General features: G+C 74.0%; 10 protein-coding genes. 5 read left to right on the forward strand and 5 right to left on the reverse strand.

Translation table 11 applies throughout. The features are described from left to right. Positions 1–25: 25 nt before the first annotated feature. Positions 26–802, reverse strand: a complete 777-nt coding sequence (locus BCL76_RS35250) for an ABC transporter ATP-binding protein (protein WP_375138002.1) — start codon at positions 800–802, stop codon at positions 26–28. A gap of 383 nt (positions 803–1185) precedes the next feature. On the opposite strand from BCL76_RS35250, the gene BCL76_RS35255 reads away from it, so the two are divergent. Together BCL76_RS35255 and BCL76_RS35260 are read left to right on the forward strand one after the other, a co-directional pair. Then, positions 1186–2757, forward strand: coding sequence for an MFS transporter (locus BCL76_RS35255; protein WP_375138004.1), 1572 nt, complete (start codon positions 1186–1188; stop codon positions 2755–2757). A 95-nt stretch (positions 2758–2852) separates the two neighbouring features. Further along, positions 2853–3722, forward strand: a complete 870-nt coding sequence (locus BCL76_RS35260) for a hypothetical protein (RefSeq protein WP_258310096.1) — start codon at positions 2853–2855, stop codon at positions 3720–3722. Between the two features lie 22 nt (positions 3723–3744). Here BCL76_RS35260 and BCL76_RS35265 read toward each other — a convergent pair whose 3' ends face one another. After that, positions 3745–4299 (reverse strand): CGNR zinc finger domain-containing protein, encoded by a 555-nt coding sequence (locus BCL76_RS35265; RefSeq protein WP_109783453.1) that lies wholly within the window; start codon positions 4297–4299, stop codon positions 3745–3747. Between the two features lie 81 nt (positions 4300–4380). On the opposite strand from BCL76_RS35265, the gene BCL76_RS35270 reads away from it, so the two are divergent. Beyond that, on the forward strand, positions 4381–5256 hold the full coding sequence (locus BCL76_RS35270) for an alpha/beta fold hydrolase (protein ID WP_109783454.1): 876 nt from the start codon (positions 4381–4383) through the stop codon (positions 5254–5256). Positions 5257–5398: 142 nt separating this feature from the next. Here the strand turns inward: BCL76_RS35270 and BCL76_RS35275 are convergent, their stop codons facing one another. The 3 genes from BCL76_RS35275 to BCL76_RS35285 all read right to left on the reverse strand — a co-directional run bounded on the left by BCL76_RS35275 (position 5399) and on the right by BCL76_RS35285 (position 9828). Further along, positions 5399–6271 carry a DivIVA domain-containing protein gene (locus BCL76_RS35275; RefSeq protein ID WP_109783455.1) on the reverse strand — a complete coding sequence of 291 codons (873 nt, stop codon included), beginning with the start codon at positions 6269–6271 and terminating at the stop codon, positions 5399–5401. A gap of 139 nt (positions 6272–6410) precedes the next feature. Further along, positions 6411–8825: an SUKH-4 family immunity protein gene (locus tag BCL76_RS35280; RefSeq protein ID WP_109783456.1), complete on the reverse strand. Its 2415-nt coding sequence runs from the start codon at positions 8823–8825 to the stop codon at positions 6411–6413. Positions 8826–8832: 7 nt separating this feature from the next. Next, the gene (locus BCL76_RS35285; RefSeq protein ID WP_109783457.1) at positions 8833–9828 is read right to left on the reverse strand and encodes an SMI1/KNR4 family protein; all 996 of its coding nucleotides are present in this window, start codon (positions 9826–9828) and stop codon (positions 8833–8835) included. Positions 9829–10058: 230 nt separating this feature from the next. On the opposite strand from BCL76_RS35285, the gene BCL76_RS35290 reads away from it, so the two are divergent. After that, positions 10059–10646, forward strand: coding sequence for a YwqJ-related putative deaminase (locus tag BCL76_RS35290; protein ID WP_258310097.1), 588 nt, complete (start codon positions 10059–10061; stop codon positions 10644–10646). Between the two features lie 2 nt (positions 10647–10648). After that, positions 10649–11155: an SUKH-3 domain-containing protein gene (locus BCL76_RS35295; RefSeq protein ID WP_109783458.1), complete on the forward strand. Its 507-nt coding sequence runs from the start codon at positions 10649–10651 to the stop codon at positions 11153–11155. The last annotated feature ends 431 nt before the right edge of the window (positions 11156–11586 follow it).

The following is an 11586-nucleotide window of genomic DNA, read 5'->3' on the forward strand; positions in this document are numbered from 1 at the left end:
CGCGAGGTCTTCAGGACGGTGTTGCTCACGAGGTCCGCCCGCGTGCGTCGAAGTCCTTCATGCGGTCGAGGACCTGATCGGCGGTGGGGCCGTACATCTCGTCGACGATCCGGCCGTCGGCCAGGAAGATGACGCGGTCCGCGTAGGAGGCCGCCACCGGGTCGTGCGTGACCATGACAATCGTCTGGCCGAGCTCGTCCACCGAGCGGCGCAGGAAGCCGAGGACCTCGGCGCCCGCCCTGGAGTCCAGGTTTCCGGTCGGCTCGTCGCCGAAGATGATCTGCGGGCGGGCGGCGAGGGCGCGGGCGACCGCCACGCGCTGCTGCTGACCGCCGGACAGCTCGGTCGGTCGGTGCTTCAGCCGACCGGCGAGACCCACGGTCTCCACGACCCGGTTCAGCCACTCCGCGTCCGGCTTGCGGCCCGCGATGTCCATGGGGAGCGTGATGTTCTCCAGGGCGTTGAGCGTGGGCAGCAGGTTGAAGGCCTGGAAGATGAAGCCGATCCGGTCGCGGCGCAGCTGCGTGAGCTTCTTGTCCTTCAGCCCGGTGATCTCGGTGTCGTCCAGGTGGATCTGGCCACCGGTCACCGTGTCGAGACCGGCGAGGCAGTGCATCAGCGTGGACTTGCCGGAGCCGGAGGGGCCCATGATCGCGGTGAACTGGCCGCTCATGATGTCCACGTCGACCTCGTCGAGGGCGACGACACGCGTCTCCCCGGAGCCGTAGGCCTTGACGACCTTCCGCGCCCGGGCCGCGACGGCAGCATGCCCTCCAGTACCCCCGTGCCTGGTTTCGGTCATTGCCGTTGTCACGGTCTTTCTCCCTCTTCGAATGCGTACGTCTGCGTTCGTGCCTGCGTCGCCGTCATGAAGTCTCCGCCGGGCGGGAGCTCGGCGCGCTGGTGCTCATCGCCGTATCCGCCCGGGGGTTAACCCCACCCCCCGGCCTCTGGTGCGTAGGTTCCAGTCAAGAACACGTCGGGGCCGCGCACCTCCTCCGCCGGGAGGAACGACCCCTGGCCCGTAGTGCGGAGGGACCCTTAGGGGATCTGCACCCTTCGGTGTACCGACCCTGAGGGATACCGCCCGACCGGCGGCGGTGAGATGGTGTTCCCCGCGGTTACGTGCAGGGGGAAGGAATCTCGGTGGCATCGGCGGAGAGCACGGGCGCGAGCCCGGACGGCATACCTTCGGGGCCCGCGGCCGAGACCCCCCTTCCGGTCGGGAACGCGACCGGCGGCGCGCCCGCGGACAAGCCGGCCGCACGCCCGCCGACCCCGGTGGTGGCCTCCCTGATGCTCGGCATGGCCCTCGTGGCCCTGGACAGCACGATCGTGGCCACCGCCGTCCCGCAGATCGTGGGCGAGCTCGGCGGGTTCTCCGTCTTCTCCTGGCTCTTCTCCGGCTACCTGCTCGCGGTGACCGTCACCCTGCCCGTCTACGGGAAGCTGTCCGACACCTTCGGCCGCAAGCCGGTCCTGCTCTTCGGCATCGGCCTCTTCCTCGTCGGTTCGCTGCTGTGCGCGTCCGCCTGGAACATGGCCGCCCTCATCGCCTTCCGCATCGTCCAGGGCCTGGGCGGCGGCGCCCTCCAGGGCACGATCCAGACCCTGGCCGCCGACCTCTACCCGCTGCGCGAACGGCCGCGGATCCAGGCCCGGATGTCCAGCGTCTGGGCCACCTCGGCCGTGGCCGGCCCGGCGCTCGGCGGGCTGCTGGCCTCGTACGCGCACTGGCGCTGGATCTTCCTGATCAACCTGCCGCTGGCCGGCCTCGCCCTGTGGATGGTCGCCCGTCACCTCACCGAGCCCGTACGGTCCCCGGGCCGCCGGGGACCGGTCGACTGGGCGGGGGCCCTCGCCGTCTTCGCCTGCGGTGGGCTGCTGCTCTTCGCGCTCGTCCAGGGCGGGGTCGCCTGGCCGTGGCTGTCCGCCCCCTCGCTCGGGCTGCTGGGCGCGAGCGCGCTGCTGGCCGTGGTCGTGGTCCGGGTCGAACGCCGGGCCGAGGAGCCGATCCTGCCCGGCTGGGTGTGGCGCCGGCGCACCATCGCCGCCGTCAACCTGGCCATGGGGGCGCTGGGCCTGCTGATGGTCGCCCCGATGGTCTTCATGCCGACCTACGCGCAGTCCGTCCTGGGCCTCGGCCCCGTCGGCGCCGGCCTGGTCATGTCGGTGATGACCCTGAGCTGGCCCGTCACCGCCGCCTGCAGCCAGCACGTCTACCGGCGCATCGGCTTCCGCGACACCGCGGCGGTCGGGATCGCCCTCGCCGCGGTGATCCTCTTCTCCTTCACCCTGCTGCCGTACCCGGCCCGGCCCTGGCAGCCCGCGCTGATCATGCTGCTGCTCGGCGGCGCCCTCGGCCTCTTCCAGCTGCCGCTGATCGTCGGGGTCCAGTCCACCGTGGGCTGGTCCGAGCGCGGGACCACCACCGCCTCGGTGCTGTTCTGCCGGCAGGTCGGCCAGAGCGTGGGCGCCGCCCTGCTCGCGGCCGTGGCCAACGCCACCATCGCCGCGCGCCTGGCGGACGCCCCCGTACCCGGCCTCCCTGAGCACCTGGACGACGTGGCGAAGGCCCTGGACCGGCCGGAGCTGCTGCCCGCTGCCGCCGCCGGCTACCTGCGCGAGGCCGTGGCCGCCGCCGTGGAGCACATCTTCCTCGGCGCGACGGCGGCCGCCGTGGCCGCGCTGCTGGTCCTGCTGCTGGTGGCGCCGCGCCGGTTCCCCGTCCTGCCGGAACTGCGCGAGGAGGATTGAGGGCCGTCCCACAGGCGGTGCACGGAAAGTCGCCTTGTCATGGACGGGCCAGTGGGTAACCCTCGTGCCAGGACCGTTTCCGGGGGGACGACGACATGGCATCCGCACTGTGCGCACTCGCGTTACTGGCCGCGCTGGCCGGCCCGCTCTGTCTGCGGCTGCGCCGCAGCCCGGGTTTCATCACCGGCCGCGACGGCCGCCTCTCGACCTCGACGGCGCTCGCCCTCGCCTGGACCGTGATCCTGGTCTGGCTGCTGCTGGCGATCCTCGGCTACGGGCTCACCGCGGGCGGCGGCATCGCGTACTTCCGGGGCGCCGACGGCCCGCTGTCCACCCTGACGACCGTGTACCTCCCGCTGCTCGGCGGACCGTACGTGGCCCTGATCGCCGCGAAGGCGGTCGTCGGCCTGCGCGTGGAGCACGGCTCCATGGCGAAGCCGGCCGCGAAGCCGACGGAGTCGGGCCGGCGGCCGCTGCGGGAGCTGATCGCGAACGACAGCGGACGCACCGACCTGGTGGACCTCCAGTACGTCGCCCTCAGCGTGGTCACCATGCTGTACGTGGTGCTGTTCTACCTCGCGGACGTGGGCGGCGGACTCCCGCGCCTGCCCGCCGAGATGTGGGCCCTGACCGGCGCCCCGGCGGGCGCGTACCTGATCAACAAGATGGCCGTGCGCGCCAACCCGGTGATCACGCACGTCGCCCTGGAGGACGGCCGCCTGACGGTCGAGGGCGGCGGCTTCACCCCTGACCCGACGGGCCCGCCGACCCTCCTCACCGTCGACGACACCCCGCTCCCGACCGCGGCCGACCCGCTGACGGGCGCGCTGACCGCCACCCTCCCGGCCCCGGCGACAGCTCCGTTCACGGTGGTCGTCACGGCACGCGGCCTGCGCAGCGACCCGTACCGCTACGAGCCCGGCGCCGAGCCCGCCGTCCCGGCCCAGCCCCAGCCGGCGGGCTGATCCGGGGGCTTCCCGTCCCCCGTCAGTCCCCCTTGTGGCGGGCGTAGTAGCGGGCCACCCGGGCGCGGTTGCCGCAGACCGACGCCACGCACCAGCGGCGCCGCGGGTGCGCCGGGAGGAAGAGCAGGACGCAGTCGTGCGCCTCGCACGCGCGCACCTGCCCCACCCGGGGGTCCGTCAGCAGTTCCGCCACCGCCTCGGCCAGTTCCGCCGCGAGCCGCCGGGCCGGATCCGCCGGGCGGTGCGCGGCGGCGGTGATCCCGCCCTGCTCGGCCCAGGCGAGCACCCGGTGCGCGGGCGCCGCGGCCAAGGCCTCGTTCAGCGTGGTGAGCGCCCCGGCCGGGGGCCGCTCGTCGCGCCGCACGGCGTCGAGCGCCACGCGCGCGGCCGCCCGTAGGGCCCGTACGGCCGCCACCTCTGCCCCGCCCACGACATCGACGGGCGTCAGCCGCCCGGCCTGCGCGGCCAGCCAGTCCGTGAGGCCCGCCGGGTCGGCGACGAGGTCGCCCGTGGCGGCCTCGGTGTTGAGGAGGTCCAGCGCGAGGGGCTCACCGATGAGCGGAAAGGTCACTGTCACTCCACTAATGCTACTGCAATCACTTGACCCATTAGCGATCACCGGTGAGACTAATGGAAACAAGGACGCAGGAGGCATGTGATGACCGCTCGCCGCACCATTCCCACCATCCGGCACCGCACCGTCGACGTGGACGGGGTCCGCGTCGCCTACCGCGAGAGCGGCCCGGCCGACGGCCCCGTACTGCTGCTCCTGCACGGCTTCCCCACCGCCTCGCACCAGTTCGCCCGCCTGATGGACGCCCTCGGCGACACCCCGTACCGCCTGATCGCCCCCGACTACCCCGGCTTCGGCCGCACCGAGGCGCCGGCCGATTTCACGTACACCTTCGACCGGCTCGCCGACATCGTGGAGGGCTTCACCGACGCCCTCGGGCTGGCCCGCTTCGCCCTGTACGTCTTCGACTTCGGCGCCCCGGTCGGACTGCGGCTCGCCACCCGCCGACCGGGGCGGGTGACCGGCCTGATCGTCCAGAACGGCAACGCCTACGAGGAGGGCCTCTCGGACGCGGCCCGCGAGTTCGCCGGACTCCGGCGCGAGGTCCCCGGTGACGAGGAGCGCGTCCGGGGGCTCTTCACCCTGGAGGGCACCCGCTTCCAGTACGAGACCGGCGTCGCCGACACCACCCTCCTCTCCCCCGACAGCTGGACCCTCGACATGCACCACCTCGGCCTGCCGGGCCGCGCCGACGCCCAGGCCGACCTCGCCTTCGACTACGCCTCGAACTTCGCCCACTACCCCGCCTGGCAGGCCTGGCTCCGCGCCGCCCGGATCCCGGTGCTGGTGCTGTGGGGCGCGGGCGACCCCTTCTTCACCCCGGCGGGCGCGAAGGCCTACCTCCGCGACGCCCCGGACGCCGAGGTCCACGTCTTCGAGGGCGCGGGCCACTTCGCCCTGGAGAGCCACCTCCCGCGGATCGCCCCGCTGATCGAGGAGTTCCTCACCGAACTCCCCTGACACGAAGGGGTTCACAGATCGCCGAGATCGCGTCGGAACCGACGCCCGGGTCACGTACGGGAACCGCGACCTCGGCGCGATCGAAGACCTCCTGTTCAGATCGGGCACCCGCCAGGCCGTCTCCTGCGGATCAAAAGACGGCCTAGCCCTCCGCCGGGGCTCGGCCCGTCAGGGCTGCCAGGCTGGACCGGACGTGGTTCATGTGCGCCCGCATCTCCTCCGCCGCCTCCTCGTGCTCCCGCAGGATCCCCCGCGTCTCGCGCCCGATCCGCTCCTCCGCCACCCGTGCCTGCGCGACCAGCTCGGCCGCCCGCGCCTCCGCGTCCTCCTGCCCGTGCCGCGCCGACTCCTCCGCCTCGGCGAAATCGCGCCGCGCCTCCGCCAGGCGGGCCTCGACGTGCCGCTCCAGCTCCGACAGGCGCGCTTCCAGGTCCGCCTCCCGCTCCGCCAGCTCCCGCTCCGCCGACTCCCGGCGCTCCGCCTGCTCCTGCTCGCGCTCCGCCCGCTCCGCCTCCGCCCGCCGCCGCGTCTCCGCCGCCGCGGCCGACGCCTGCGCCCGCCACGCCTCCGCGTCCTCCCGCGCGCCCGCCCGTAGGTCGTCCGCCTCGCGCTGCGCCCGCAGCAGCCCTTGCCGGGCCCGGACCTCCGTCTGCTCGCGCACCGCCTCCGCGTCGCCCCGCGCGAGCTCCGCCGCCCGGTCGGCGCGCGCCTCGGCCGCGCCCAGCGTCGCCGCCGCGTCCACCCGCGCGTCCGTCCGTACGGAGTCCGCCTCTTCCTCCGCCAGCAGCAGGATCCGGCGGGCCCGCTCGCTCAGCTCGTCGTACGTCTGCGGAGCCAACACGGAGACCGCCTCCCGCAGCCGCGCCGCCTCCGCCTCCATCTGCTTGGCCAGGACCGTCAGCCGCGCCACCCGCTCCCAGGCCTCGTCCCGGCTCCCGGAGAGCCGGGCGAGATACCGGTCGACCTCTTCCGTGCGGTAGCCACGACCGCGCACGGTCGCAATGGGTGCACTCATCCTGGAAGCGCCTCTCTCGCGGGGATTCCCGTCAAGGATGCGCCATTTGATCCCAGAAGCCGGAATGGCCGGGCCGAGACCCTGTTCGAGGGTCCCGACCCGGCCGGCCGGTCGATCACACATTCACACGGTCAGCCGATCAGAGCAGCCCGTCCCACATCTGCTCCAGCAGCACCGACCACCAGCTCTCCGGCGAGGCCAGCGCCGCGCTGTCGAGCCCCGCCAGATTCGACTGGAAGTCGACCGTCCAGCGCCCCGCCTGCTCCGGCGTCAGATGCTGGCGCAGCCGCCACATGTGACCCAGCATCGCGAGGGACCGGACGAATTGCGGCAGGCTCGAATTCACGAACTGCGGCGGTACGGGAGCACCACCCGGGCCGCCTTCGACCGGCACCGCCACGATGTGCGCGGTCCCGTACTGCACGCACAGCGCCTTGCCGAAGTCGCTGCCGATCACGAGGTACGAGCCCGCGTCCGAGGCCGGCTGCACCTGCCGCTGCTGGGCCAGCTCGGCCAGCGTCGGCACCGGCTGGCCCGGCACCGCCTGCGCCCAGAAGAACGGCCCGAAATCGACGGGCAGACCCGCCCACATCAGCGTCTGCGCCACGATCTCCGGCACACCCTGACGGGACACCGCCCGCTGGTCGAACCGGAACACGCCCTGCGGACCGAACGCCGCCGACAGCTCCTGACCGATGGCCTCCAGCGGGATCGCCGGCTGCAGCGGGACCTGCGGCAGCGGCGCGCGCACCGGCGCCGGGCGCGCCGGACCGTCGGCGACCTGGTGCAGCTCGCCCTGGTGGGTGAGCAGATGCCGCATGCCCTGCTGCCGGCCCGCGTGGTCCTGGCCGTACGGGGCCACGCTCGTGATCCGCACCTGCGGCCACGTCTCCCGGATCATCCGGGCGCAGTAACCGCCGGGCAGCTCGCAGGACTCCAGCTCGGTGTGCAGCTCCAGCACCTGCTGCGGCGGCACGTTCATGGCGCGCAGCTCGTAGAGGATCTGCCATTCCGGGTGCGGGGTACCGGGCGCCGAGCGGCGGATGAGCTGCTGCTCGGAGCCGTCGGGCGCACGGTAGCGGAGCACGGCCTGGTAGCCGGGGCCGACGGTGGGCGCACCGGTCGGGACCGGAGGCTGCCCACCGGGGGCTCCAGGAGCACCGGGCGCGCCGGGCGGCGGACCGGGCGGACCCGGCGGCCGACCCACGGCGGGGCCGGCCAGCATCGTGGCGGCATGGTCCATCCCGCCACCGGGAACCCCGGGCGCACCGGGAGCCGCAGGCGCACCAGGCGCGCCGGGCGGACCGGGCGGCTGCGGAACACCGGGACCGGCCAGCATCGTGGCGGCGTGATGGGCCCCGCCACCAGGTGCACCGGGAGCCCCGGGCGGACCGGGCGGACCGGGCGGCGCCGGAGGCTGACCCGTGACGGCCGGACCGGCCAGCATCGTCGCGGCATGGTCCAGCCCACGCCCCAACGACCCCGGAGCACCGGGCGGACCGGGAGGCGCCGGGGGCTGACCCGCGCCCGGAGCACCGGGCGGACCGGGCGGCTGCGGAACACCGGGGCCGGCCAGCATCGTGGCGGCGTGGTGCGCCCCTCCACCGGGGGCGGCAGGCGCACCGGGCGGACCCGGCGGCGTGGACGGGCTCGACGGCGCGGACGGCCGGGAGACCTGGGCCTTGCTGGTCGGCGCGTCCGCGATGTCGCTCGCCGACGAACCTCCCGCCGCGTCACCGGGCGAACCCAGCGCGGGCACGACCGCGGTCCTCGGCAACTGGCTGCCGCCCGGCATCAGCGTGGTCTTCGCCTCCGGGGCCACCCCGGACGAGGGCGCGTCCTCCAGGTCCGACCCGGACAGCGGCGGCGCGAACACGGTCGCGGGCAGAGGTACGGACGCGTCGTCCGAACCGGAGTTCACATCGGTGCCCGCCCAGGGCGTGGCCCCGATCGGCACCGCGGCCGCGGCGGCGGCCGGAGCCGGGGGCGTCGCCGGAACACCGTCGTTGGCCGTGGGCTCGTAGGGGATCTCGCCCCCGCGCCGCAGCGGCACGGCCTCGACCGGGGCCGGCGCCGCGGGAGCCGGCGCGGGCTCGGACGCCACCGGGGACTCGGGCGCGGACTCGGGCCGACCCTCGGCGGGCGCGGCGGGAGCCGGCGCGTGCGTCGACCGCGGCGCGATACCCGCCCGGTCCGCGGCCTCCTGCAGCCACTCCGGCGGGCTCAGCATGAACGACGTCTGCTCCGAGTCGATCCGCGGCGGCGGCACCGAAGCCTCCGACACGGCCGCGGCCACGGCCCCGTACTCCTCCTCGTACCGGCGGATCACCTCACCCACCGGCAGTCCCGGCCACAGCGTCACCTCCCCGCTGTCCCGCGCGATGACCAGCCGCTGCCGCCCACCACCGGACACGGGACCGGCCGCGCGGTCCTCCGCCCACACCACGAACCCGAGCCCGAACTCCCGTACGCGCACCTCTCGGTGCTGGTACGCGGGCACGTCCCCGTTGATCCACTCCTCGGCGCGCTCCTGCGCCTGCGCAAACGTCACCATCGCGCGCTCACCCCTCCACCGGTGCCGAACCCGACACCGGAACCGAACGTGCGAATCCGCCGTCCACCATCAGACCGGCCACCGTCTCCAGCTCCGGCGGGTTACCGGCCAGCCGTTCGAGAAAGGCGTCGAAATCTGCACCGCAGGGCAGCAACAACCGCTCCACGCGCTCCTGGACCGACCAGCCGTCCCGGTCGCGGGCATCGTCGTACGGGGAGAACCACACCGAGCCGATGCCCTCGCCCTTGACCTTCAACGCGAGCAGCCCGCCCTGGGCGAAGGCCACGCACAGGTAGTCCTTCGTCAGGTGGTCGCGCAGACACTTGTTGACGTAGACGAGATCGTTGATCGCCGCCTCCTCACGCACGGTGAAGAACGGCTGGTCCACCAGCAGACCGAGGTCCACGTCCAGGCCCGCACCGACCGGTGCGCAGCCGCCCGCGGCCTTCAGGAACGAGCGGTACGCCTCCGGCAGCCGGTAGCCGAGGTCCTCCTCGACGCCCTGGACCTGCTCCTCGGCGACCGACACCACCGACTTCGGCAGCCCCATGTGTACCGGGCGCACCTCCTGCAACGGCCGCGTACCGCGCTTCTCGTGGTCCACGGGCGCCGTCGCCAGGCCGGCGTGATGCCGCAGCAGCGCCTTCACCTCGACCGGGACCAGCTCCATGCGCCGCGAACCGGCCACGTGGTGCCAGGTCCAGCCGTGCGGGGTCGCCACCGGCCCGACCGTGTCCCACAGCTCGTGCCCGGTGGCTTTCATCGCCGCGTTCGCGGACACGCAGTCCGTCAGTCGCAGCTCGTCCACGCCGAAGCCCTCCGGCGGTTCGGCGATCTCCACGGCCGCGCGAGCGTACGCGGAGAAGTCCGGATGCCCATTGCCGTCCATCCGGACCCCGTGGGGATGCCGAGCGGCCCGGACCGGGTCCGGGAAATGCACGACCTGCCCCGAGTAAGCGGCGTTGGGTGGCGCGGCCTGCTGCCCGAGCCGACCTGTCGTCATGGCGGTAGCCCCCTGCTGGATCTGGCTGGTTCACCACAGCCTATGCGCTGGGGCAAGAGCCTCACCCGCGCCCGACCGGCGCACCCACCCAAGGGCCAGGAACATCCGAATTGATACGAATATTCGACCCCGCTTCCGCATGACAGGTGACATTTGACAGGCTGTCCCCGCAGCACGGGGGCGTGAGCGACAGCGGTCACCACCGCCGCCACGGGAGGGAAAGCGCGACCATGCACAACACGGCAACACGTACAGAATCCGGCGACACCACGCCGGACGCACCAGGCACACCGGGCGCTTCCGCCTCCGCGGGCCCGGCCGGCGAAGCCACCGGCCCCGCCGGCGACCCCCGCCTGCGCTGGAGCAGCACCGACGGCCGCCCCGCCGTGCCCGTCCTGCGCTTCCGCCGGGACGGCATCCTCCCCACCGTCGCCGCCGCCCTCTCCGTACGCGGCGAAACCCTCACCGGCACCGCCGGCAAGGCCGACCAGCCGCCCACGCTCCATCCGCTCGTCCAGGACTTCCTCGACACCCTCACCAGCGGCCAGCGCGAACGTTTCACCGGCCGATGTCCGGAGGCGATCCTGCTCTCCCGCCACCTGGCCGCCGTCGAGGGCGCCCGCTCGCGCCGCGCCTCCCGCAAACCCCTCTCGCCGAGCGAGGCCCGCCGCTCCCTCAAGCACGCGAAGATCACCGCGCGGCGCATCCGCGAGGACGGCGACCCCCTCCACGGCAGCTACGCACCGCCCTGCCGCTCCTGCGACGCACTCCTGGCCCACTTCGGCGTACGCTCCGTCGACCTCACCCCCTCCGAGTAGCCATGACCAGCGCCTCCGCGTCCTACGACCGCTCCTCGGCCACCCGTTTCCCGGTCGCCGTGGACTCCGCCCTGCGCACCGCCGGCTGGGAACCCGGCCGGTGGGACATCAAGCAGGCCGAGTACTGGGCCGACGCTCTGCGGGACCACACCACGCCCGCCGGGCACCGGCACACCGTCTTCCCCGCCGCCGTCGAGGCGTGGGCCGAGTTCGGCGGTCTGACGGTCGCCGGCCACGGCCCCGGCCGCCAGATCGCCCCGACGCCCGTCCGGATCGACCCGCTCACCGGACTCCACCTCGCGCGCACCTTCGCCGACCTCGGGCGGGCCCTGTCGACCCAGCTCTGCCCGCTGGGCGTCGAGGCCGACGGCGGCTCCCACCTCGGGATCGACCGCGAGGGCCGCGTCTACGGCATCGACCACACCGGCGACTGGTACCTCGGCCCCACCGTCGACGAGGCCCTCACCCTCCTCCTGACGGGCCTCCAACCCACCCGCCTGACCACCTAGCGCCAAGCCCGCGGGCCGCTCCCCCCAGACCGGGCGGGACCCAACCCCGATACAGGCCGCTCCCCCAGGCCGGGGCGGGATCCGATCCCAGTACGGGCCGTTCCCTCAGACCGGGGCGGGACCCGACCCCCGGCGCGAGCCGCTCCCTCAGGGCCGGGCGGGATCCGATCCCGGTGGGGGCGGGTCCGCGGGGCCGGGGAGGGGTGTCTCCTCGGCTCGCGCGATGCGGGCACGTCTCGGTTGCGGGCGGTGGTTGCGCGCTCGTCCTGCGGGGACACCCCTCCCCGTCCCCGCTCCCCACGCGTCGGGGTGATTCCGGGGCACTGTCGAACGCATCGCCGTGGGGCGGGGACACGGCGGAGTGTCCCCGCAGGACGAGCGCGCACCACCGGGTACAGCCGAGACATGCCGTACCGCGCGAGCCGAGGAGA

It is taken from the genome of Streptomyces sp. CG 926, assembly GCF_003148825.1.
In the GTDB taxonomy this organism is placed as follows: domain Bacteria; phylum Actinomycetota; class Actinomycetes; order Streptomycetales; family Streptomycetaceae; genus Streptomyces.